Here is a 21,766-nt window from a genome sequence, read left to right as displayed (position 1 = left end):
CCGGTGCACAGGCTTGAGGCCGTCGCGAGCGTCGGGGAGCGCCCGGCCCACGATCACGCTCATGGCGTAATCGAGATAGCTGCTGCGCATTTCCTCTTCAAGACTGATGGGCAGGGTTTCTTTGGCGAAGGAGGTCATTGAGCGAGAGGCTGGCGGCAGGAAGGCGAAATTTTACGCTGTGAGGGGTGTCGCACCGCCGCAACACAAGGCGGCTATTCCGCCTCCGTCCTACGCTTCAGGGGCGGCCAGCGGCCTGTTTGCCAAAGACCCTATGGCACAATCGCCTCAACGTTTTGGGTGGTGGTCACTTAAAGCGTCCTTGATTCGCAGCGCGGCTGCGGCTTTTTCCCCAAGAGGAGAACCATGAAGAAACTGAATAAAGTGGCGATGATGTTTGCAGTCGCTGCGCTCGCCACTGCCGCCGGCGCGCAGACCCGTGTCACCGCTGCGGACGGCGGTCCTACGATCGACAACTGGCAAAACGGCACCGGCGAACTGGTCTGGAAGAACGGTACGAACGAACTGTGCTGGCGCGATGCCAACTGGACGCCGGCTACCGCCGCCGCTGGTTGCGACGGTGCTCTGGTTCCTGCTGCTCCGGCTGGCGTGACCCCCACCCCGGGCGCAGCTACCCCGCCGCCAGCAGCTCAAGTCGCCGCTTCGAAGGTTACCTTCGCTGCTGACGCCTTCTTCGACTTCGACAAGTCGGTTCTGAAGCCTGAAGGTCGCGCCAAGCTGACCGACCTGGTCGAGAAGATCCGTGGCGTCAACCTCGAAGTGATCATCGCTGTGGGCCACACCGACTCGATCGGTACGGACGCCTACAACCAGCGTCTGTCGGTGCGTCGCGCCGAAGCCGTCAAGGCCTTCCTGGTCTCGAAGGGCATCGAACGCAACCGCGTCTACACCGAAGGCAAGGGCGAGAAGCAGCCAGTGGCTGACAACCGCACCAAGGAAGGCCGCGCCAAGAACCGTCGCGTGGAAATCGAAGTGGTCGGCACCCGCGCCAACTAATCAGTCGATTCCATCGATGATGAAAACCCCGCCTCGGCGGGGTTTTTTTATGCCTGTTGAATTCATTGATGCAGATTCATCAAGACCCGCTCGGTACCTGGCGGGCATTGCTCGCTTCATAATTGCCGCATGACAGAAAACGTGAATGCCGATCCGGCTGAACTCGCCAAGTTTTCAGAACTTGCGCATCGGTGGTGGGATTTGGACAGTGAATTCCGCCCGCTGCATGAAATCAATCCATTGCGACTGGAATGGATTGACGGTATTGCGCCTATTTCGCAGCGCCGCGTGCTTGATATCGGTTGCGGCGGCGGAATCCTGGCCGACTCGATGGCCCGAAAAGGCGCCGAAGTGCTGGGTATCGATCTGGCGGGCAAGGCGCTCAAGGTCGCCCAGTTGCATGCACTCGAGGCCGGAACGCGCGGCGTCAAGTACCGCGAGGTCAGCGCCGAGGCGCTGGCGGCCGAGCAACCGGGCAGCTTCGATGTCGTCACCTGCATGGAGATGCTCGAGCATGTGCCGAAGCCGGCTTCTGTGATTCAGGCCTGCGCAACGCTGGTCAAGCCCGGCGGGTGGGTGTTCTTCTCGACCATCAACCGCAACCTGAAGTCCTTCATGCTTGCGATCGTGGGCGCTGAATACATTCTTGGCATGCTGCCGCGCGGCACCCACGAATATGCGAAGCTGATTCGCCCCAGCGAGCTTGCGGCCTACTGTCGCGCGGCTGGCCTGGACCTGCGGCATACACGGGGCATGGAGCACAACCCGTTGACCCGCCGCTACTGGCTCAGTGCCGACACCAGCGTCAACTACATGTTCGCAACACAAAGACCACCACTGTCGGGTTCGCAAGGATGAAGGGTGTGCCAACGCAAGCCGTGCTGTTCGACCTGGACGGCACGCTGATCGACAGCGCGCCCGACCTGGGCGCCGCGGCCGACAAGATGCGCACCGATCGCGGCCTCGCCTCCTATCCGCTGGAGCGCTATCGCCCCATGGCTGGTGCGGGCGCGCGAGGCATGCTCGGTGTGGCGTTCGGCATCACGCCCGATGCGCCCGAATTTGCCGAGCTGCGAGAAGAGTTCTTCGTGGCCTACGAACGCCGCATGCTGCTCAATACCCAGGTGTTCGAAGGCATCCAGGCGTTGATCGAGGCGATCGACGAGCGCGGCCTGCTCTGGGGCGTCGTCACCAACAAGTCGGCTCGTTTCACCGATCCGTTGACCCGTGCGATCCCGCTCTTCGCCAGCGCGCGCGCCATCGTGAGCGGCGACACGACGCCGTATTCGAAGCCGCATCCCGAACCGCTCCACGAAGCGGCACGCCGGCTCGGTGTGTCGTCCGACGCATGCATCTACGTGGGCGATGACGAACGCGACATCATTGCGGGACGTGCCGCCGGCATGCGGACGGTGGCTGCCACCTACGGCTACATGGGCTCTCAGGCCGACGCGACGCTCTGGCAGGCCGATGCTTCAATCTCTTCGCCCATGGAGCTCTTGCAATTGCTCAATAGCGCCTAAAATACAAGGCTTGGGGCTGCACTGGTTTCGACGTGGGTTCGGAGTCGCAGCGGGGCATGTCGAGCTGAATGCGCTCGTAAAACAGATTCAAACAAACTAACTGCAAACGACGAACGTTTCGCACTCGCTGCTTAATTGCCAGTGAGCCTTGCAACAGTTGGCCGATGGGCTGGGCAAGGGGGTCTGGAGCAATCCTGACCTCCCGGCTGCAAGGATAATTACATGGGCTGGCTCCGATCCGGGTACCTTGGGTCGGGGCGAGAAAATAGGGTGCTGGCGTCCGGTTTAGCGTGTGACTGCGCGACTCCGGAAGCGAGACTCAAATCAGATCACTAAACATGTAGAACTGCGCGATGAAGGCTTGCGGACGGGGGTTCAAATCCCCCCAGCTCCACCACTCAACAGAACGGAAGTCGTTGCGAATCAACGGCTTCCGTTTTTTATTGAGGCCAACGCGCGCCAACAGCCGGCCGCACGGACCGCGAAGCTCAGTTGCACTGAAACAGAACGCCCGACTCCGCAGGTGCCCTGCCGATCCACTTGGGTGTCAGGCCCTTGGCATCGCAATAGTTCGACGCTTGGGTGTACGTGGGGGCACGCAGGACGCCTTCGCGAAACGGCACCACCTCGTTCGGGGCCGAGCAGCCAGTGACAACCAAAGCGAGCGGAAGCAGGGTGCGCCAATTCATCGGGTCATTCTAAGACGGCAGGTCTGCGTCTGACCCGGGCTTGCGGCCGGGATAGAGATATCTGAAATACTCGCCGGACTTGCCGAACAGCTGTTGCGCCAGCATCACCGGGTCTTCGCCCTTGTGCTTCTCGTAGAGTACGGGGCCCCAGATGATGAAGCCGTCGATACTGAGGCTCCTGGGGGCTGGCTCGATGGCCTTCCAGGCGTGTGCGAACTTCGAAATCCAGGCGAGTGCCTCCGTCAGCGCGTGATTGGGGGCGGAAGCGATTTCTCCGGTTGTAGGCATGGCTGCATCCTTTGATGAAAAGACTGTACAAATATACAGTAAAATAATCTCATGGAAAACATGCCCGCCGCTCTCTGGATCGCTGCCTGCGCGCACCGGTTGCAGCAGCGCTGGCACACCGTCGATGCCCTCGAGCTGGAGGAAGTAGCGCGTGATCTCCGGCGCGACGCGCGGCTGCGGGCAATGCTGCCCGACGAGGCCGCCATGGACTGGCTCCGTCCCATCACCGAAGCCTCGTAGACAGGTCCATGGCCATCGATCCATCCAACTGCCGGCATTCACGCCGGTCCCCGATTTCTCCTTGACGGGTCAGCCGTCCCCCGCCGGTCAACCTGTGCGGGGTCCTTGATGCCATGCCAGCAGAAAGGCTTGAGCCCAGCTTCACCGCTGGGTTTTTTTTGCCCGATCGCAAGGCTATAGTCGGCGAGCGCTGTCATGGCGCAACTTCAGATCCCCAAAGGACGCTCGTGCCGGACTCATTGACCTCCACGCTGACCAGCTACTACGACACGGTGCCCTACGACTCGCATCCGTTTCCACAGTCTGCAGTGGAGCACCTGGAGGCGCTGGCCTTCCTGTTCGGACTCGATGCACCCGCACCCGCCAAGGCGCGCGTGCTGGAGTTGGGCTGCGCGGCCGGCGGCAACCTGATTCCGTTCGCGGCGCGGCATCCCGAAGCGCGCGCGCTCGGCGTCGATTTGTCAACAGTGCAGGTGTCTCAAGGCGTTGCAGCCATCGCGCACGCCGGCCTGTCGAACGTCGAGTTGAGGACCTTCAACATCGCGGACATCGACGCCTCGTTCGGCCAGTTCGACTACATCGTCTGCCACGGTGTCTACAGCTGGGTGCCTGGCCCGGTGCAGGACGCGATCCTGCGCATCTGCTCGGAGAACCTGGCACCGAACGGCGTGGCCTATGTGAGCTACAACGTCTACCCGGGCTGGAAGGCGCGCGAAATCGTGCGCGACGCGATGATCCTGCGCGGCGGGCCGCGCGACACGCCGGAAGAAAAGCTCTCCTACGCACGCGGCATGCTCGAATTCCTCGAACAGTCGGCCCGTCCCGACAGCGTGCTCAAGAAGACGCTCGAAGAAGCGATGCCGATCGTGCGCGGTTCCAGCAGCTACTACCTGCTCCACGAGTTCCTCGAGCCCTGCAACGCGCCGTGCTACTTCAAGGAGTTCGCCGCGCGCGCGGATGCCCACGGCCTGGCCTACCTGTGCGACGCGGAACCCTCGACCATGTTCGTGCAGAACTACGGCGAGAAGGTGCGCGACCCGCTGCTGCGCGAATGCGGCGGCAGCCAGATCATGATGGAGCAGTACCTCGATTTCCTGGTCAACCGCACCTTCCGACAGACCCTGCTGGTCAGGCAGGAGCGTGCCAGGGACATCCGCTATCGGCTCGAGCCGGCGCGCATTCGTGCGCTGGAGTTCGCCGGCGTATTCGCCGCCGAGGACGGTGGCGCGCTGACGCTCGATGCGCGCGAGCAATCCTGCCATGCGATCCGCAACCTCAAGGTCACGCTGCGGTTGCCTGTGCACAAGGCCGTGGCGCAAGTGTTCGAGACGAGTTACCCGGCGTCCGTGTCGGCCGAAGCCCTGATCGATGCCGCCGCAAGGCTCACGGGCGAGCCCCGCGACGCGGTGGAACGGATCGTCATGGCCACGCTCGAGGAACTGTTGATTCTCGGCGCCCTGCGGATCCGGCGCACGCCGGTGCCTGCGGCACCCGAAGTCTCCGGCTTGCCGCAAGCCCTGGCGGCTGTTCGCGGCGCGCCCGGCCTGGCGCTGTCGGCCGGAGCCAACGCCCAGGCCTGCAATCAGTGGCACGAATCCGTGGCGCTCACGCTGCTCGAGCGCAGCCTGCTGCCGCTGCTCGACGGCAAGCATTCGCACGACGCCCTGGTCGAGCATCTTGCCGCCGAAGTGCGCGCAGATCGCCTGCGTTTCGTCAAGGACGAGAAGCCGCTGACCGACCCGGCGGAACTCGCTGAATTCGCGCAGCAACAGGTGGCGCTGGCCTTGAGGGAGCTGCGGCGCAAGGCGCTGCTCACGGCCTGAGCCTCGTCATTCCCCTCATTCTTCATCCAACTCACAGAGGAGACTTCCCCATGCAGCAATTCCACTGGACCCCGAAACTGCGCGCCGCCGTCGCGGCCGCGCTCACGCTGGCGGCAGCGGGCGCATCGCAGGCCGCGTCGCAGGCGCCTGTCGCGGCCGAGCACGGCATGGTCGTGAGCGCGCAGCACCTGGCCACCAAGGTCGGCGTCGATGTGCTCAAGCGCGGCGGCAACGCCGTCGATGCGGCGGTCGCCGTGGGCTATGCATTGGCGGTGGTGTACCCGGCGGCGGGCAACCTGGGCGGCGGCGGCTTCATGACCGTGCAGCTGGCCGACGGCCGCAAGACCTTCCTCGACTTCCGCGAGAAGGCGCCGCTGGCCGCCACGGCCAACATGTACCTCGACAAGGACGGCAACGTCGTCAAGGGCCTGAGCACCAATGGCCACCTCGCCGTCGGCGTGCCGGGCTCGGTGTCGGGCATGGAATACGCGCGCGAGAAGTACGGCACCATGAAGCGCGCCGACCTGATCGCCCCCTCGATCCAGCTGGCCGACAAGGGCTTTGCGCTGGAGCAGGGCGACATCGACATGCTGCTCACCGCCACCAATGACTTCAAGAAGGACCCGGTCTCCGGCGCCATCTTCCTGAACAAGGGCGAGCCCTTCGCGGTCGGCCAGAAGCTGGTGCAGAAAGACCTCGCCAAGACGTTGCGAGCGGTCAGCGCCAAGGGCGTCGACGGCTTCTACAAGGGCTGGGTCGGGCAGGCCATCGTGGCATCGAGCCAGGCCGGCAAGGGCATCATCACGCAGGCCGACCTCGACCAGTACAAGACGCGCGAACTCGCGCCCGTCGAGTGCGATTACCGCGGCTTGCGCGTGGTGTCGGCGCCCCCGCCGAGTTCGGGCGGCGTGATCATCTGCGAAATGCTCAACATCCTCGAGGGCTATCCGCTGAAGGACCTGGGCTTCCGCTCGGCGCAGTCGGTGCACTACCAGATCGAGGCCATGCGCCACGCCTACGTGGACCGCAACAGCTACCTGGGCGACCCGGACTTCGTGAAGAACCCGCTCGACCGCCTGCTCGACAAGGGCTACGCCGAGAAGATCCGCGCCGTCATCGACCCGAAGAAGGCCGGCGTTTCCAAGGACATCAAGCCTGGCGTCGCGCCGCACGAAGGCAGCAACACCACCCACTACTCGATCACCGACCAGTGGGGCAATGCGGTCTCCGTCACCTACACGCTGAACGACTGGTTCGGCGCCAAGGTCACGGCCGACAAGACCGGCGTGCTGCTGAACAACGAGATGGACGACTTTACCTCCAAGATCGGCGTGCCCAACATGTACGGCCTGGTGCAGGGCGAGGCCAATGCCATCGCCCCGGGCAAGCGTCCGCTGAGCTCGATGAGCCCGACCATCGTGTCGAAGGACGGCAAGCCGGTGTTCGTGGTCGGCACGCCAGGCGGCAGCCGCATCATCACGGCGGTGCTGCACACCATCCTGAACGTGGTCGACTACGGCATGAACGTGCAGGAAGCCGTGGATTCGCCGCGCTTCCACCAGCAATGGCTGCCTGATGTCACCAACGTCGAGACCTTTGCGCTGAGCCCCGACACCCGCAAGATCCTGACCGACATGGGCCACAACCTTGGTGTGCCGCAGCCGGCCAACCACCTCGCGGCGATCATCGTCGGCGCGCCGTCGCTGGGCGGCAAGCCGGTGGGCGCCAACCGCTTCTACGGCGCCAACGACCCGCGCCGCAACACCGGATTGGCAGCAGGCTACTGAACCTGCGGCAAACTCGAAGGCGGTCGTGTCCCTGCCGGCACGGCCGCTTTTTCATTTTTATGCACCTGCAAGACATCCTCTACACCCAGGGCTTCGGCACACGTCGCGTGTGCGCGGGGTTGATCCAGCAAGGCCACGTGACCATCGCGGGCGACGTGGTGGACGACCCCTTCGCCGACCTCGATCCCGAAGGCCTGCTTTTCACGGTGCAGGGCACCGAGTGGGCGTACCACGAGAAGGCCTACCTGATGCTGCACAAGCCTGCCGGCACCGAGTGCTCGCAGAAGCCTTCGACCTATCCGAGCATCTACACGCTGCTGCCGTCGCCGCTTCGGCTGCGGCCCAACAAGGGGGCGGTGCAGGGCGCGCAGGCCATCGGCCGGCTCGACCAGGACACCACCGGCCTGCTGCTTCTGACCGACGACGGCCAGTTCATTCACAAGATGGGTTCGCCCAAGCACCACGTGCCCAAGGTCTACGAGGTGACGGCCAAGCACCCGGTGGACGAGACGCAGATCGCCAGGCTGCTGGCCGGCGTGGTGCTCGACGACGACCCGAAGCCGGTGCGCGCGGCGGCCTGCGAGTCCGACGGCCCGCTGCACTTGCGGCTTACGCTGACCGAGGGCAAGTACCACCAGGTCAAGCGCATGCTGGCCGCGGTCGGCAACCGGGTCGAGGGGCTGCACCGGTCGCGCATCGGCGGGCTCGTGCTGCCCGAAGACCTTGCGCCGGGGCAGTGGCGCTGGCTGACCGACGAGCAGGTTGCGGCGCTGCGGGCGCCTGTCAAACCGTCGAAATAGCGGGGAACGGGGCGTCTGGCCGGTCAGCCGACGGTCAAGTCCGGCCGTTAAGATCGATAGCTCTCTCTCGGAACCTTCCCTTGCGACTTCCTGCCCGCCCGAACGGCCGCATCGCGGCTTTCCTGTTTTCCTGCCTGACAGCCCTGGTGGCCCACGCCGCCGCCGCCGCGCCGGCCGAACCTCCCCCGATCTTCGTGCTCAACTCGCTGGACGCCAACGTCAGCGTGATCAATCCGGTCGACTGGACGGAAAAGCAGCGCATCGCGACCGGCAAGGAGCCGCACCACATCTACATGACGCCCGACGAAAAGTCGGTCATCGTGGCCAATTCGGCGGGCGATTCGCTGACCTTCCTCAACCCCAAGACGGCGGAAGTGCAGCGCGTGGTCTACGGCATCATCGACCCGTACCAGCTGCAGTTCTCGCGTGACATGAAGTGGTTCGTCACGGCGGGCAACCGCCTGAACCATGTCGATATCTACCGCTGGGACGGCAAGGACCTGAAGCTCGCCAAGCGCATTCCGTCCGGCAAGACGCCCAGCCACATCTGGATCGACAACACCAGCACCATCGCCTACGTGACGATGCAGGACAGCGACGAGATGATTGCCGTCGACCTGCCCACGCAGACCATTCGCTGGCGCGTCGCCACGGGGGCGATGCCGGCCGACATTTTCGGCGTTCACAACGACAAGACCCTGCTCGTGGGCCTGACCGGCAGCGACGGCGTGCAGGTGTTCGACGTGGCGGGCGCCGAGCCCAAGCTGGTCGGCAAGATTCCCACCGGCAAGGGCGCCCATGCCTTCCGCTCGGCCGGCGACGGCAAGAGCGTGTTCGTGAGCAACCGGGTGGCCAACACCATCAGCCGCATCGACCTGGCGACGCTGAAGGTCAGCGCGACCTACGCGGTGCCCGGCGGCCCCGACTGCATGGACGTATCGGCCGACGGCAAGACGCTCTTCGTCACCTCGCGCTGGGCCAAGAAGCTCACGGTGATCGACCTGGCCAGCCAGAAGGTCGTGCGCCAGGTCAACGTCGGCCGCTCGCCCCACGGCGTCTGGACCCTGGACCATGCCAAACGCATCTAGGCGCGCTGGCCGGGCCGTCGCGCTGGCGATGGCCGTCTCCGTGGTGCCCGCTGCCTGGGCGCAGGGCGGTTCGTGCGAAAAGCCGGTCTACCTGACCTTCGACACCGGCCACATGGGCATCGCCCCGCTGGTGGCCGATGTGCTCAAGCGGCAGAACGTCCGTGTCACCTTCTTTGCGGCCGCCGAGCGCACCGAGACCGACGGCGACAGCCTCGACAACCACTGGGCGCCATGGTGGAAGGCGAGGGCGGCCGAAGGCCACGAGTTCGCCTCTCACACCTACGACCATGTGTACTGGCGCGCCGACCTCAAAAGCACCACGCCGAGCTTTCGCGTGAAGCCCTCGGCGGGCGCGTTGGCCGGTCGCGAGTTCACCTGGACCGCGGCCGAGTACTGCGCCAACATCAGCAAGTCGTCCGAGCGCCTGGCACTCATCACCGGCAAGAAGCCGCTGCCGCTGTACCGCGCGCCGGGCGGCAAGACCTCGCCCAAGCTGCTGGCAGCCGCCAAGGCCTGCGGCTTCGCGCATGTGGGCTGGGCACCCGCCGGCTTCCTCGGCGACGAGCTGCCGAGCGAGAAGTTCAGCAACGAGAAGCTGCTGACCCAGGCGCTCGACACCATCCGCCCCGGCGACATCCTGCTCGCGCACCTGGGCATCTGGTCGCGCAAGGACCCGTGGGCGCCGGCCAACCTCGAACCGCTGATCGTCGGCCTCAAGGCCAAGGGTTTCTGTTTCGAAACCTTGCGCCAGCATCCCGACTACCGCGCCTGGATCGCATCCCACTCTTGAGGCGGCTGCCGTGATCGACTGGTTGACGGACGTTTTTTCTGCGCTTCAGGGCTGGTTCTTCGAAACGGCGGTGCAGCCGCTGGTCTACGCCGTCGGCCTGGGCGGCTGGACCGAGGACGCTTTCGACGCCACCGGATGGCTGCTGGTCGGCTTCATCCAGATCATCGTGCTGCTCGCGGTGATCGGGCCGCTGCAGCGCTGGCGATCGGTCGAGCCCGTGGTCGACCGCCACGCGATCCGCATCGACGTGCTCTACACGATGATCCATCGGTTGGGCCTGTTCCGGCTGGCGATGTTCTTCACGCTGCAGCCCTTCTTCGACGATGCGCTGGGCAGCCTGCGCACGGCAGGGTGGGGCACCTTCCACCTCGACGAGGTCTGGCCCGGCGTGACCGACGTGCCGTGGGTGGCCTTCGCCATCTACCTCGTGGTGCTCGACTTCGTCGGCTACTGGATCCACCGCGGCCAGCACCAGTTCAACTGGTGGTGGGGCCTGCATTCGCTGCACCACTCGCAGCGCCAGATGACCATGTGGAGCGACGACCGCAACCACCTGCTCGACGACATCGTCCACGACGCCCTGATCGTCGTCGTGGCGCAGCTGATCGGCGTGGCACCGGGGCAGTTCATCGCCTTCGTGGCCTTCACGCAGCTCAGCGAAAGCCTGCAGCACGCCAACCTGAAGCTCAGCTTCGGCGCCATCGGCGAGCGGCTGTGGATCAGCCCGCGCTTCCATCGGCTGCACCACAGCATCGGACTGGGCCACGAGTCGCACGGCGCGCGCACGCTGGGTGGCCACAACTTCGGCGTGCTGTTGCCCTGGTGGGACATGCTGTTTCGCACCGCGAATTTCGAAGACCGCTACGACCCGACAGGCATCCGCGACCAGGTCGAGCCCGATGAGGGCGGGCGGACGCGCGACTACGGCCGGGGCTTCTGGTCGCAGCAGTGGTTGGGCCTGAAACGCATGGTCGGCCGCGGCTGAGCGCCGGGCGGGCGATCCGAGGCGTTATCCTCGCAACCCACATGCGCCTGCTTCTCGACTCCTTCTGGCGCGCGGTCGCCTATTGCATGCTGCCGCGCGTGATCGTGCTGTCGCTGCTGCCGCTGGGCCTGATGGTGCTGCTGGCGGCGGGGTTCGGGTACTTCTATTGGGACGCCGCGGTGGCCTGGACGCGCGGCGCGCTCGACGCCTGGCCGCTGCTCTCCAGCTTCTGGGCCTGGATCGGGCGCCTTTTCTCCGGTGACGTCACCTCCGTGCTGGCGTCGATGGTGGTGGTGTTTGCCGCCACGCCGCTGATCGTGGTGGTGTCGCTGCTGGTCGTGGCGGGCCTCATGGCGCCGGCGCTGACCAAGCTCGTGGGCCAGCGCCGCTTTCCCTCGCTCGAGCAGAAGAAGGGGGCTTCCTTCATCGGCAGCGTGGCCCGCTCGCTCGGCGTCACCCTGCTGGCGCTGGTGGCACTCGTGGTCTCGATGCCGCTCTGGCTCATTCCGCCGCTGGTGCTGATCTTGCCGCCGCTGATCTGGGGCTGGCTCACCTACCGCGTGATGAGCTTCGACGCGCTGGCGGAGCACGCCAGCCCCGAAGAGCGGGCGGCGCTGCTGCGTGCGCACCGGCTGCCTCTGCTGTGCATCGGCGTGCTGTGCGGCTACCTCGGCGCCGCGCCGAGCATCGTCTGGGCCTCCGGCCTGCTGTTTGCCGCCGCCTTCTTCGTGCTGGTGCCGATCGCCATCTGGATCTATACACTGGTCTTCGCCTTTTCGGCGCTCTGGTTCGCGCACTATTGCCTCGATGCACTGGCTCTGCTGCGCGCGCAGCGTGCCGCCGCATTGGCTTCGGCCGAAAGCGGCGCACCGGCCCTCGAGGCCGCAAAAGCCAACCAGGCCGCTCTTTCTCAATGGGGTTCACCATGACACGCGCATTCGGTCTCATCGTCGTCGGCGACGAGATCCTCTCCGGCAAGCGCGCCGACAAGCACATGCCCAAGGTCATCGAGCTGCTCGCCGCGCGCGGCCTGCAGCTGGGCTGGGCCGAGTACGTCGGCGACGTGCCCACGCGCATCACGGCCGCGCTCGAGCGCGCTTTTGCCTCGGGCGACATCGTGTTCTCGACCGGCGGCATCGGCGCCACGCCCGACGATCACACCCGCCAGTGCGCCGCACAGGCGCTGCGCGTGCCGCTGGCGCTGCACCCCGAGGCCGAACTGCTGATCCGCGAGCGCATGCAGGACACGGCGCGCGAGCAGGGCATCGTCTACGAGCCCGATCGGCCCGACAACATCCACCGCCTCAACATGGGTGTGTTCCCGCAGGGCGCGTCGATCATCCGCAACCCGTACAACAAGATTCCGGGCTTCAGCGTCGATCACGTGCATTTCGTCCCGGGCTTCCCGGTCATGGCCTGGCCGATGATCGAATCGGTGCTCGACAGCCGCTACGCCGATCTCTTCGCCCGCAACGCCATCGCCGAGAAGTCGGTGATCGTTTTCGGTGCAATGGAAGCCACGCTCACGCCCCTGATGCAGGCCATCGAGGAGACGCACGCCGGCGTCAAGGTGTTCAGCCTGCCCAGCGTCGATCACCCCCAATACGGCCGTCACATCGAGTTGGGCGTCAAAGGCGACCCGGACCGGCTCGATGCCGCCTATACCCAGCTGATCGAAGGGTTGCACACCTTTGATGCCAAGCTTGGCCCAGAATTGGTGCGTTAATGTCGATTGCACCAAGTTGGTGATTTTCCGTCTGTTTTTGGGGGTTGCACCCGTCACCAAAGCCTCATTCCTTGAGGCGACAATGGCACAGAAACTGCATCCTTCGTTCCCGTATTCCTAACCACCATCCAACTCAGGAGAAACTGATGGCAAAGACCGTCGCCGATGTACTCAAGCTCGTCAAGGAAAACGAGGTCAAGTTCATCGACTTCCGCTTCACCGACACCCGTGGCAAAGAGCAGCACGTGACCGTGCCGGTCTCGGCTTTCGATGAAGACAAATTCACCTCGGGCCACGCGTTCGACGGTTCGTCCATCGCTGGCTGGAAGGGGATCGAAGCTTCGGACATGCAGCTCATGCCCGACCCGAACACCGCCAACATCGATCCCTTCTTCGAAGAAACGACGCTGATCCTGACCTGCGACGTGATCGACCCCGCCGACGGCAAGGCCTACGAGCGCGATCCGCGTTCGCTCGCCAAGCGCGCAGAAGCCTACATGAAGGCTTCGGGCCTGGGCGACACCGCCTTCTTCGGTCCGGAACCCGAATTCTTCGTGTTCGACGGCGTCCGCTGGAAGAACGACATGTCGGGCTGCTTCGTGAAGATCGATTCCGAAGAAGCCTCGTGGAACACCGACAAGGAATACGAGCACGGCAACACCGGCCACCGTCCTGCAGTCAAGGGTGGCTACTTCCCGGTTCCCCCGGTCGACAGCTTCCAGGACATGCGCTCGGAAATGTGCCTGGTGCTCGAATCGCTCGGCATCCCGGTCGAAGTGCATCACCATGAAGTGGCCAACGCCGGCCAGATGGAACTCGGCACCAAGTTCAGCACGCTGGTCCAGCGCGCCGACTGGGTCCAGCTGCAGAAGTACGTGATCCACAACGTGGCCCACGCCTACGGCAAGACCGCCACCTTCATGCCCAAGCCCATCGTCGGCGACAACGGCTCCGGCATGCACGTGCACCAGTCGGTCTGGAAGGACGGCAAGAACCTGTTCGCCGGCGACGGCTACGCAGGCCTGTCGGACTTCGCGCTGCACTACATCGGCGGCATCATCAAGCACGCCCGTGCCCTGAACGCCATCACGAACCCCGGCACCAACAGCTACAAGCGCCTGGTGCCCGGCTTCGAAGCCCCGGTGAAGCTGGCCTACTCGGCCAAGAACCGCTCGGCCTCGATCCGCATCCCGTTCGTGGCCAACCCGAAGGGCCGCCGCGTCGAAGCGCGCTTCCCCGATCCGCTGATGAACCCGTACCTCGGCTTCGCAGCGCTCCTGATGGCCGGCCTCGACGGCGTGGAAAACAAGATCCACCCGGGCGAAGCCGCCAGCAAGGACCTGTACCACCTGCCGCCGGAAGAAGACGCGCTGATCCCGACCGTGTGCCACAGCCTCGACCAGGCGCTGGAATACCTCGACAAGGACCGTGCGTTCCTGACCAAGGGTGGCGTGTTCACCGATGCCTACATCGACGCGTACATCGAGCTCAAGATGCAGGAAGTCACCCGCTTCCGCATGGCGACCCATCCGGTCGAGTTCGACATGTACTACTCGCTGTAATGGCAAGCCCCTGATGGGGAAGTAAGACAAAAAGGACGGCCCAGGCCGTCCTTTTTCCTTGGCGCGGAACATCTTGTCACCGGTGGCCTCGAATTGCATGAAAATGCGCCTTTGTCGCGCCACCCACCGATTCTCATGAAGACTGCATCTCTCATTTTCCTGGCCGGTTCATTGTTGGCCGCCTTGCCGGCGTCCTCGCAGGAGCGCGTGTGGCGCTGCGGCAATGAATACACCAACAACGCCACCATCGCCCAGCAAAAAGGCTGCAAGGTCATGGAAGGCGGCAACGTCACCGTCGTGCAGGGCACGAAATCCTCCGGTGGCGGCGGTTCCTCGGGCAGTTCCGGCTCGTCTGCCGCACGTGCGCCGGCCGGCAGCCCGCGCGTCGAAGGCGTCGACCAGCGCGCCCGCGACGGCGAAGCGCGCTCGGTGCTCGAATCCGAGCTCAAGAAGGCCGAGGCGCGCCAGGCCGAGCTGCAGAAGGAATACAACAACGGCGAGCCCGAAAAGCAGGGCAGCGAAGGCCGCAACTACCAGAAGTACCTCGATCGCGTGACCGAAATGAAGGCCGAGCTGGCGCGCAACGAGAGCGACATCGCAGGCATCCGCCGGGAAATCGGCCGCCTGCCCGCCAAACCCCAGTAAGCAGGACATGGCATTCGGGAAGAAGGCGGTTGGCGCCAACACGCGCTTTCAGACCTTCGACCTGCTGTCCACGCTGATCGCCGTGGTCAACAGCGATGGGTCGGTGCTGTTCGCCAACTCGGGCCTCGAAGACGCACTGGGCACTTCGCGGCGCACCCTCGAGGGTTCGCAGTTCGGTGCCTGCTTTCACGAGCCGCAGGTGCTGCGCACCGCCATCGACGGCGCACGCAGCAACGACTTCGCCACGCTGCGCTACGAAGCCTTTCTGCGGCGCGTCAACCATGAGCTGATGCCCGTGCAGGTCACGCTGGCGCAGGGCGACAAGCCGGGCGAACTGATCATCGAGATGTCGCCGCTCGAACAGCAGGTGCGGCAGGACCGCGAAGAGCGGCTCATCGACCAGGCGCAGGCCAACAAGGAACTCATCCGCAATCTCGCGCACGAGATCAAGAATCCGCTCGGCGGCATTCGGGGTGCGGCGCAGTTGCTGCAGATGGAGGTCGAATCGCGCGACCTCATCGAATACACGCAGGTCATCATCCACGAGGCCGACCGGCTGCAGACGCTGGTCGATCGCCTGCTGGCACCGCACCGGCGCCCGCACGTCGTGGGCGACGTCAACATCCACGAAGTCTGCGAGCGCGTGCGATCGGTCATCCTCGCCGAGTTTCCGCGCGACCTGCACATCGAGCGCGATTTCGACGTGTCGATTCCCGAGTTTCGCGGCGACCGCGAGCAGCTGATCCAGGCCACCCTCAACATCGTGCACAACGCCGCGCAGGCCCTCGCCGAGCGGCGCGCGGCAGGCGATGCGCAGATCACTTTCAAGACGCGAATCGCCCGTCAGGTGATATTCAACAAGCAGTGGTATCGATTGGCATTGGAATTGCATGTCATCGACAATGGACCGGGTGTGCCGGACACGATCAAGGACCGCATCTTCTACCCGCTCGTATCGGGCAGGGAAGGCGGAACCGGGCTGGGGTTGACGCTTGCACAAACTTTTGTGCAGCAGCATCACGGCGTGATCGAGTGCGACAGCGTCCCGGGCCGAACCGATTTCAAGATATTGATACCGCTGCCTTAGTGCAGCCCCGGCAACAAGGAGATGCATGAAGCCGATCTGGATAGTTGATGACGACCAATCGATCCGCTTCGTGCTCGAGAAGGCCTTGCTGCGCGAAGATTTGCCCACGCGCAGTTTCACCAACACGCGCGAGGTGCTGGCCGCGCTCGAGCAGGCCGAAGACGACGAGCAGCAGGGCCCCCAGGTCCTGGTCAGCGACATCCGCATGCCTGGCGGCTCCGGGCTCGATCTGCTGGACAAGATCAAGGCCAAGCACCCCGGCCTGCCGGTCATCATCATGACGGCGTTCTCCGACCTCGACAGCGCCGTCTCGGCCTTCCAGGGCGGCGCCTTCGAATACCTGCCCAAGCCCTTCGACCTGCCGCGCGCGGTCGAGCTGATCCGCCGCGCCGTCGACGAAAGCCAGCGCGAGGAAGTGTCCGAAGAGCGCATGGTGGCTGCGCCCGAAATGCTCGGCCAGGCGCCCGCGATGCAGGACGTGTTCCGTGCCATCGGCCGGCTCTCGCAGAGCAACGTCACGGTGCTCATCACCGGCGAGTCGGGCTCGGGCAAGGAACTGGTGGCGCGCGCGCTGCACAAGCACTCGCCGCGGGCCAACGGCCCCTTCGTCGCCATCAACACCGCGGCCATTCCCAAGGACCTGCTCGAAAGCGAACTCTTCGGCCACGAGCGCGGCGCCTTCACCGGCGCGCAGACCATGCGGCGCGGCCGCTTCGAACAGGCCGAGGGCGGTACGCTCTTCCTCGACGAAATCGGCGACATGCCCTTCGACCTGCAGACGCGCCTGCTGCGTGTGCTGAGCGATGGCCACTTCTACCGCGTGGGCGGCCACAACTCGGTCAAGGCCAATGTGCGCGTGATCGCCGCCACCCACCAGGACCTGGAACAGCGCGTCAAGCTCGGCGGCTTCCGCGAGGACTTGTTCCACCGCCTCAACGTGATCCGCCTGCGCCTGCCGGCGCTGCGCGAACGCGGCGAGGACGTGCCCGCGCTCACGCGCCACTTCCTGCAGGTGAGTGCGCGGCAGCTCGGTGTCGAGCCCAAGCGCATCTCCGATGCGGCGCTGGCCAGGCTCGCGGCCTTCAGCTTCCCGGGTAATGTGCGCCAGCTCGAGAACATCTGCCACTGGCTGACCGTGATGGCGCCCGCGCAGCTGATCGAGGCGAAGGACCTGCCGCCCGAAGTCATGGCGGCCGCCGCCGAGGGGCATGCGGCCGAAGCAGTGGCTGCACCGGTGGCAACTGCACAACCGCTGGTGGCCGCTCCCACGCCGGGCGTCGAGCGCGAACCGGTGCCGGCCGCTGCCGCCCCCGAGGCCACGGAAGCGCCGGCTGGCGTCAGCAGCTGGGAGAGCGGCCTCGAAGTCGAAGCGCAGGCCTTGCTTGCAGCCGGACGCACCGACGTCTGGGACGTGCTCTCGCGCCGGTTCGAGTCCCGCCTGATCCTCACGGCGCTGGCCAGCACGCGGGGCCGCCGCATCGAGGCCGCGCAGAAGCTGGGCATCGGGCGCAACACCATCACCCGGAAGATCCAGGAACTCGGGATCGAGTAAAGGGTGGGCCTACCGGCTTCGTTGGCCGAGGGTCACCGAGTCGAGCTGGAATTTTCCGCTCTTGTCCCAGAGCCAGGTGTCGACATACGTGTGGCCGCCGAGCTTGCCCGGGGCGGGCAGCGGCGAGGTGGCCTTGATGAGTTCCGCGATCATCGGCGGCACCTCGGGCGCGTGGCTCGGCACGCGGCTGAAGGTGACGTTGTTCACCTTGCCGTTCGCATCGATGTCTGTCTCGACAACCACCACGGCATAGACCAGCGGAGGGATCTTCCCTTTGTAGATCCGGCTCGCGTACGCGTCGTAGATGTGGTGCGCGCCGGTCTTGCGGTAGGCGCGCACGGCGGGGGTCTGCATGGTGATCGATCGCACCGTCGGCACGGCGTCGCTCCTGCCCGGCGCTACTTCGTCGGGGCGCGACGTGGCGCTCTTGCCTTCTTCCGTCTTGTCGGCGGGTTTCAGGATCGAGCAGGCGCCCAGCGCCAAAGAGGCGGCAAGAATCGCCAGGGTGCGGCTGGTCGGGAGCAAGGTTCGATGCGTCATGGCTTACCTTTCGTGGTGGTTGTCAGCTCCCCTGGTCCAGGTCGAGCACCACCGGTGCGTGGTCGCTCGGCTTTTCCCACTTGCGCGGCACGCGGTCGATGATGCAGCCTTTCACTCGCGGCAGCAGCGGCTCGCTGACCAGCACATGGTCGATGCGCAACCCGCGGTTCTTCTGGTAACCCAGCATGCGGTAGTCCCACCACGAATAGCTCTTCTCGGGCTGCTCGAACATGCGGAAGCTGTCGGTCAGCCCCAGCCCGAGCAGCGCCTTGAAGTGGTCGCGCTCTTCCGTTGTGTGGTGGATCGTTTCCTTCAGGCCCACCGGATCGAAGCTGTCGCGGTCTTCGGGCGTGATGTTGAAGTCGCCGAGCAGCACCAGGTTCGGGTTCGCCGCGAGTTCCTGGCGAAGCCATTCGCGCAGGGCGGTCAGCCACTTCATCTTGTATTCGAACTTGTCGGTGGCCGGCGCCTGGCCGTTCACGAAGTAGCCGTTGACCACGCGCAGCGGGCCCGACGGTGTTTCGACCGTCGCCGCGACCACGCGCGACTGGTCGTCCGTGAAGCCGCCGATGTTCTTCACCACGTCGCGTATCGGCGCGAGACTGAGGATGGCCACGCCGTTGTAGGTTTTCTGTCCGAACACGGCCGCTTCGTAGCCAGCCGACTTGAGCACGTCGAGCGGGAACTTGTCGTCGCTCATCTTGAGCTCCTGCAGGCACAGCACATCGACGGGATTGGCAATGAGCCAGTCGAGCACGTGCTGCAGGCGGGCGGTGAGGGAGTTGACGTTCCAGGTGGCGATTTTCATAAGTTCAATAACTATTTGATTTCAAATGGAAAAACGCGTGGGTTCTTCTGTTGTAGGGCGCTGCATTCTCCTGGGCATCGTCCGCAGACTGCATGAATCCTGTGGCAATGCTACAGACTCGGCCAAGCCCTGTTTTTGGACCGGAACGCAGGAAGTTCGTGCCCGTTCAGACGAAATAAATTTCGCTGTTTCGCCCGGCACGGACAGCACAGGCGGACCCAACGTGCGCAAAAAAACGCCTGCGTTTCGAATCTGCAGATTTGATTTGAAGCCTTCAAAAAAATAGAAGGCAAAGCCGAATTTCATCGGGCAACGCCTTGCAACTTATCTCCTAAATGGCGTCGGATCGCCTTCTTATTTTGGCAAGGCAAAGTACGTGCGAACCCCGATCCGGTCGCACTGCACCCGGTTCTAGACTCGTTCGAGAAACAGTCTTGAAGCGGGTGCTTGATGCAAAGAAAACACAGAATCGCCGTCATCCCGGGTGACGGCATCGGGGTCGAGGTGGTACCGGAAGGTCTTCGCGCGCTCGACGCCGTGAGCCGCAAATTCGGCATCGAATTCAGCTTCGATCATTTCGACTGGGGCTCCGACCACTACGTCCGCCACGGATTGATGATGCCGGCGGACTGGGCCGACAAGATCCAGGGCCACGACGCCATCTACTTCGGTGCCGTCGGTGCGCCGGACAAGGTGCCCGACCACATCGCCGTCTGGGGCCTCCTGATCAAGATCCGCAGGGAGTTCGACCAGTACGTCAACCTGCGTCCCGTGCGCCTGATGCCCGGCGTACCCGGGCCGCTCGCGCATCGCAAGCCCGGCGACATCGACTTCCTCGTGGTGCGCGAGAACACCGAAGGCGAGTACACCTCGGTGGGCGGCCGCCTGTTCGAGGGTACGCCGCGCGAGATGGCGATCCAGGAGGCCGTGTTCACACGCCACGGCGTCGACCGCATCCTCAAGTACGCCTACGAGCTCGCCAGCAAGCGGCCGCGCAAGAACCTCGTGGCGGCGACCAAGTCGAACGGCATCTCGGTCACCATGCCGTACTGGGACGAGCGGCTGGCCGAGATGGCCGAGCGCTACCCCGATATCGCCACCAGCAAGTACCACATCGACATCCTGTGCGCGCACTTCGTGCAGCACCCCGACTGGTTCGACGTGGTCGTGGCCTCCAACCTCTTCGGCGACATCCTGTCCGACCTGGGCCCCGCGTGCACCGGAACCATCGGCATCGCACCCTCGGCCAACCTGAACCCCGAGCGCCAGTTCCCGTCGCTGTTCGAGCCGGTGCATGGTTCGGCGCCCGACATCGCCGGCAAGGGCATCGCCAACCCGATCGRCCAGATCTGGTCGGCCGCGCTGATGCTCGACCACCTGGGCAACAACGACCCCGTGTACGCGCAGGCCTCGGCCGCCGTCATCTCGGCCATCGAGACCGTGCTGAGCGAAGGTCCGCGCACCCGCGACATGGGCGGCACCGCGTCGACCGTGGACGTGGGGCGTGCGATTGCCGACTGCATCTCGGCATGAAGCCTTGTTTTTCTGTTCGTCGCTGTGGGGGGCATTCAGGGCGCGATCCCGCCGACGGTGTGCTCTGCTCCGCGAATGTCCCCCGGCGCGGCCTAGGGCCGCATGCCTCCTCCTTTATTTCGCTGCGCAGAGCACACCATCGGCGTGATCGCTCAGAGCACTTGTTGATCGGCCGCAAACCGGCAGCGTGCCCTCGTGCGCAGGGCACCGGGTGCTCCCCGCAGCGAAATAAAGGAGGAGGGGGCGCAGCCCCCGGGGGACATTCGCGGAGGGGAGTACCCGGTGTCCTGTGCGCGCGCCCTGAACAACAGCGCCCGAACACGAACGCCCCGCGACACAGCACACAGCGACACAACGCACAGCGGAGCCACTGAAATGGGCCTGTTCCTGCTCAAGCGCACCCTGACCCTGATCGGCACGCTGATCGGCGCGTCGGTCATCGTGTTCCTGGTGCTGGAGATTCTTCCGGGCAATGCGGCGCAGATGCTGATGGGTCCCGATGCCGCGCCCGAAGCCGTGGCCGCACTCGCGGTCAAGCTCGGCCTCGACCAGCCGGCCTGGACGCGCTACTGGCACTGGATCGGCGGCCTGCTCACCGGCAACCTCGGCGACAGCTACGCCTACGGTTCGCCGGTGCTCGACCTGATCCTCGAGCGGCTTGCGCTCACCGTGCCGCTGGCCGTGCTGGCGATGACGCTCACCACCGTGCTGGCGCTGATCGTCGGCGTCACGGCCGCCGCGCGCCACAACAAGATGGGCGATGTCGGCCTGATGGGCATGACGCAGGTGGGCATCGCCATTCCCAATTTCTGGTTCGCGATCCTGCTGATTCTTCTGTTCTCGGTGAAGCTGCAGTGGTTCTCCGCGGGCGGCTTCGACGGGTGGAGCGAGGGCGTGCTGGGCGGCGTGAAGTCGCTGCTGCTGCCTGCGCTGTCGCTCGCAGTGGTGCAGGCAGCGATCCTCGCGCGCATCACGCGTTCGGCGGTGCTCGAGGTGATGCGCGAAGACTTCGTGCGCACCGCGCGCGCCAAGGGCGTGTCGCAGCGTGCTGTGCTGTGGCTGCATGTGCTGCGCAACGCCATGATCCCGGTCATCACCGTGATGGGCATGCAGTTCTCCGAGCTGCTCGCCGGCACCATCGTGATCGAGAACGTGTTCTACCTGCCCGGTCTTGGCCGGCTGATCTTCCAGGCCATCAGCAACCGCGACCTGATCGTGGTGCGCAACTGCGTGATGCTGCTCGCCGCGCTCGTGGTCATCGTGAACTTCGTGGTCGACGTGCTGTA

Annotated in this window: 22 protein-coding genes and 1 other RNA gene; 19 read left to right on the top strand and 4 right to left on the bottom strand. The window is 64.9% G+C overall.

Annotated elements, in window-relative coordinates; all coding sequences use genetic code 11:
• The first annotated feature begins 363 nt into the window (after nucleotides 1-363).
• From ompA to ssrA, 4 genes are all read left to right on the top strand, one after another.
• Nucleotides 364-1,014 (top strand): outer membrane protein OmpA, encoded by a 651-nt coding sequence (ompA, locus tag AC1DXX_RS29585; RefSeq protein WP_478137768.1) that lies wholly within the window; start codon nucleotides 364-366, stop codon nucleotides 1,012-1,014.
• Nucleotides 1,015-1,143: 129 nt separating this feature from the next.
• On the top strand, nucleotides 1,144-1,872 hold the full coding sequence (ubiG, locus tag AC1DXX_RS29580) for a bifunctional 2-polyprenyl-6-hydroxyphenol methylase/3-demethylubiquinol 3-O-methyltransferase UbiG (RefSeq protein WP_478137767.1): 729 nt from the start codon (nucleotides 1,144-1,146) through the stop codon (nucleotides 1,870-1,872).
• A complete protein-coding gene (locus AC1DXX_RS29575) occupies nucleotides 1,869-2,537 on the top strand; it encodes an HAD family hydrolase (RefSeq protein ID WP_478137766.1) in 669 nt (222 codons plus the stop codon). Before ubiG ends, AC1DXX_RS29575 begins: the two co-directional genes overlap by 4 nt.
• Nucleotides 2,538-2,549: 12 nt before the next feature.
• Nucleotides 2,550-2,934, top strand: a transfer-messenger RNA (tmRNA) gene (ssrA, locus tag AC1DXX_RS29570).
• Between the two features lie 301 nt (nucleotides 2,935-3,235).
• On the opposite strand, the gene AC1DXX_RS29565 is transcribed toward ssrA, so the two are convergent.
• Nucleotides 3,236-3,514 (bottom strand): hypothetical protein, encoded by a 279-nt coding sequence (locus tag AC1DXX_RS29565; protein WP_478137765.1) that lies wholly within the window; start codon nucleotides 3,512-3,514, stop codon nucleotides 3,236-3,238.
• A 51-nt stretch (nucleotides 3,515-3,565) separates the two neighbouring features.
• Here AC1DXX_RS29565 and AC1DXX_RS29560 point away from each other — a divergent pair, with 51 nt between their 5' ends.
• From AC1DXX_RS29560 to ntrC, 13 genes are all read left to right on the top strand, one after another.
• The gene (locus AC1DXX_RS29560; RefSeq protein ID WP_478137764.1) at nucleotides 3,566-3,754 is read left to right on the top strand and encodes a hypothetical protein; all 189 of its coding nucleotides are present in this window, start codon (nucleotides 3,566-3,568) and stop codon (nucleotides 3,752-3,754) included.
• A gap of 227 nt (nucleotides 3,755-3,981) precedes the next feature.
• The gene (locus AC1DXX_RS29555; protein ID WP_478137763.1) at nucleotides 3,982-5,577 is read left to right on the top strand and encodes a class I SAM-dependent methyltransferase; all 1,596 of its coding nucleotides are present in this window, start codon (nucleotides 3,982-3,984) and stop codon (nucleotides 5,575-5,577) included.
• Nucleotides 5,578-5,627: 50 nt separating this feature from the next.
• Nucleotides 5,628-7,364 carry a gamma-glutamyltransferase gene (gene ggt, locus AC1DXX_RS29550; protein ID WP_478137762.1) on the top strand — a complete coding sequence of 579 codons (1,737 nt, stop codon included), beginning with the start codon at nucleotides 5,628-5,630 and terminating at the stop codon, nucleotides 7,362-7,364.
• Nucleotides 7,365-7,423: 59 nt separating this feature from the next.
• Nucleotides 7,424-8,164 carry a pseudouridine synthase gene (locus AC1DXX_RS29545; protein WP_478137761.1) on the top strand — a complete coding sequence of 247 codons (741 nt, stop codon included), beginning with the start codon at nucleotides 7,424-7,426 and terminating at the stop codon, nucleotides 8,162-8,164.
• 80 nt (nucleotides 8,165-8,244) lie between these two features.
• A complete protein-coding gene (locus AC1DXX_RS29540) occupies nucleotides 8,245-9,252 on the top strand; it encodes a YncE family protein (protein WP_478137760.1) in 1,008 nt (335 codons plus the stop codon).
• Nucleotides 9,236-10,042, top strand: a complete 807-nt coding sequence (locus tag AC1DXX_RS29535; RefSeq protein WP_478137759.1) for a polysaccharide deacetylase family protein — start codon at nucleotides 9,236-9,238, stop codon at nucleotides 10,040-10,042. The genes AC1DXX_RS29540 and AC1DXX_RS29535 overlap by 17 nt, the downstream gene beginning before the upstream one ends.
• Before the next feature lie 10 nt (nucleotides 10,043-10,052).
• The gene (locus tag AC1DXX_RS29530; RefSeq protein WP_478137758.1) at nucleotides 10,053-11,027 is read left to right on the top strand and encodes a sterol desaturase family protein; all 975 of its coding nucleotides are present in this window, start codon (nucleotides 10,053-10,055) and stop codon (nucleotides 11,025-11,027) included.
• A gap of 41 nt (nucleotides 11,028-11,068) precedes the next feature.
• Complete coding sequence (locus AC1DXX_RS29525; protein WP_478137757.1) at nucleotides 11,069-11,956, top strand: EI24 domain-containing protein; 888 nt, start codon at nucleotides 11,069-11,071, stop codon at nucleotides 11,954-11,956.
• Nucleotides 11,953-12,753, top strand: coding sequence for a competence/damage-inducible protein A (locus tag AC1DXX_RS29520; RefSeq protein WP_478137756.1), 801 nt, complete (start codon nucleotides 11,953-11,955; stop codon nucleotides 12,751-12,753). The genes AC1DXX_RS29525 and AC1DXX_RS29520 overlap by 4 nt, the downstream gene beginning before the upstream one ends.
• Before the next feature lie 146 nt (nucleotides 12,754-12,899).
• Complete coding sequence (gene glnA, locus AC1DXX_RS29515; protein ID WP_042582369.1) at nucleotides 12,900-14,315, top strand: type I glutamate--ammonia ligase; 1,416 nt, start codon at nucleotides 12,900-12,902, stop codon at nucleotides 14,313-14,315.
• A 135-nt stretch (nucleotides 14,316-14,450) separates the two neighbouring features.
• A complete protein-coding gene (locus tag AC1DXX_RS29510) occupies nucleotides 14,451-14,960 on the top strand; it encodes a hypothetical protein (protein WP_478137755.1) in 510 nt (169 codons plus the stop codon).
• Nucleotides 14,961-14,967: 7 nt separating this feature from the next.
• The gene (gene glnL, locus AC1DXX_RS29505; RefSeq protein WP_478137754.1) at nucleotides 14,968-16,047 is read left to right on the top strand and encodes a nitrogen regulation protein NR(II); all 1,080 of its coding nucleotides are present in this window, start codon (nucleotides 14,968-14,970) and stop codon (nucleotides 16,045-16,047) included.
• Nucleotides 16,048-16,072: 25 nt separating this feature from the next.
• Nucleotides 16,073-17,599 carry a nitrogen regulation protein NR(I) gene (gene ntrC, locus AC1DXX_RS29500; RefSeq protein WP_478137753.1) on the top strand — a complete coding sequence of 509 codons (1,527 nt, stop codon included), beginning with the start codon at nucleotides 16,073-16,075 and terminating at the stop codon, nucleotides 17,597-17,599.
• 9 nt (nucleotides 17,600-17,608) lie between these two features.
• Here ntrC and AC1DXX_RS29495 read toward each other — a convergent pair whose 3' ends face one another.
• The 3 genes from AC1DXX_RS29495 to AC1DXX_RS29485 are packed head-to-tail and all read right to left on the bottom strand — an operon-like array spanning nucleotide 17,609 to nucleotide 19,253.
• Nucleotides 17,609-18,139, bottom strand: coding sequence for a hypothetical protein (locus tag AC1DXX_RS29495; RefSeq protein WP_478137752.1), 531 nt, complete (start codon nucleotides 18,137-18,139; stop codon nucleotides 17,609-17,611).
• Nucleotides 18,140-18,161: 22 nt separating this feature from the next.
• Nucleotides 18,162-18,947 (bottom strand): exodeoxyribonuclease III, encoded by a 786-nt coding sequence (xth, locus tag AC1DXX_RS29490; protein WP_478137751.1) that lies wholly within the window; start codon nucleotides 18,945-18,947, stop codon nucleotides 18,162-18,164.
• 21 nt (nucleotides 18,948-18,968) lie between these two features.
• Nucleotides 18,969-19,253, bottom strand: a complete 285-nt coding sequence (locus AC1DXX_RS29485) for a hypothetical protein (protein ID WP_478137750.1) — start codon at nucleotides 19,251-19,253, stop codon at nucleotides 18,969-18,971.
• A gap of 144 nt (nucleotides 19,254-19,397) precedes the next feature.
• Here AC1DXX_RS29485 and AC1DXX_RS29480 point away from each other — a divergent pair, with 144 nt between their 5' ends.
• Nucleotides 19,398-20,480: a tartrate dehydrogenase gene (locus AC1DXX_RS29480; protein WP_478137749.1), complete on the top strand. Its 1,083-nt coding sequence runs from the start codon at nucleotides 19,398-19,400 to the stop codon at nucleotides 20,478-20,480.
• 375 nt (nucleotides 20,481-20,855) lie between these two features.
• On the top strand, nucleotides 20,856-21,766 hold a 911-nt coding region (locus AC1DXX_RS29475; protein WP_478137748.1), incomplete at its 3' end, for an ABC transporter permease.

The organism is Variovorax sp. P4_B10 (genome assembly GCF_056402375.1).
This window is presented reverse-complemented; position numbering and strand designations above follow the sequence as displayed.

Coding starts and splice junctions, on each gene's coding strand:
- AC1DXX_RS29485 (WP_478137750.1), bottom strand. CDS start 19,253: ATGAAATTCGGCTTTGCCTTCTATTTTTTTGAAGGCTTCAAATCAAAT.
- AC1DXX_RS29520 (WP_478137756.1), top strand. CDS start 11,953: ATGACACGCGCATTCGGTCTCATCGTCGTCGGCGACGAGATCCTCTCC.
- AC1DXX_RS29495 (WP_478137752.1), bottom strand. CDS start 18,139: ATGACGCATCGAACCTTGCTCCCGACCAGCCGCACCCTGGCGATTCTT.
- AC1DXX_RS29575 (WP_478137766.1), top strand. CDS start 1,869: ATGAAGGGTGTGCCAACGCAAGCCGTGCTGTTCGACCTGGACGGCACG.
- glnL (WP_478137754.1), top strand. CDS start 14,968: ATGGCATTCGGGAAGAAGGCGGTTGGCGCCAACACGCGCTTTCAGACC.
- ntrC (WP_478137753.1), top strand. CDS start 16,073: ATGAAGCCGATCTGGATAGTTGATGACGACCAATCGATCCGCTTCGTG.
- AC1DXX_RS29510 (WP_478137755.1), top strand. CDS start 14,451: ATGAAGACTGCATCTCTCATTTTCCTGGCCGGTTCATTGTTGGCCGCC.
- ompA (WP_478137768.1), top strand. CDS start 364: ATGAAGAAACTGAATAAAGTGGCGATGATGTTTGCAGTCGCTGCGCTC.
- ubiG (WP_478137767.1), top strand. CDS start 1,144: ATGACAGAAAACGTGAATGCCGATCCGGCTGAACTCGCCAAGTTTTCA.
- AC1DXX_RS29545 (WP_478137761.1), top strand. CDS start 7,424: ATGCACCTGCAAGACATCCTCTACACCCAGGGCTTCGGCACACGTCGC.
- AC1DXX_RS29565 (WP_478137765.1), bottom strand. CDS start 3,514: ATGCCTACAACCGGAGAAATCGCTTCCGCCCCCAATCACGCGCTGACG.
- ggt (WP_478137762.1), top strand. CDS start 5,628: ATGCAGCAATTCCACTGGACCCCGAAACTGCGCGCCGCCGTCGCGGCC.
- AC1DXX_RS29560 (WP_478137764.1), top strand. CDS start 3,566: ATGGAAAACATGCCCGCCGCTCTCTGGATCGCTGCCTGCGCGCACCGG.
- AC1DXX_RS29535 (WP_478137759.1), top strand. CDS start 9,236: ATGCCAAACGCATCTAGGCGCGCTGGCCGGGCCGTCGCGCTGGCGATG.
- AC1DXX_RS29525 (WP_478137757.1), top strand. CDS start 11,069: ATGCGCCTGCTTCTCGACTCCTTCTGGCGCGCGGTCGCCTATTGCATG.
- glnA (WP_042582369.1), top strand. CDS start 12,900: ATGGCAAAGACCGTCGCCGATGTACTCAAGCTCGTCAAGGAAAACGAG.
- xth (WP_478137751.1), bottom strand. CDS start 18,947: ATGAAAATCGCCACCTGGAACGTCAACTCCCTCACCGCCCGCCTGCAG.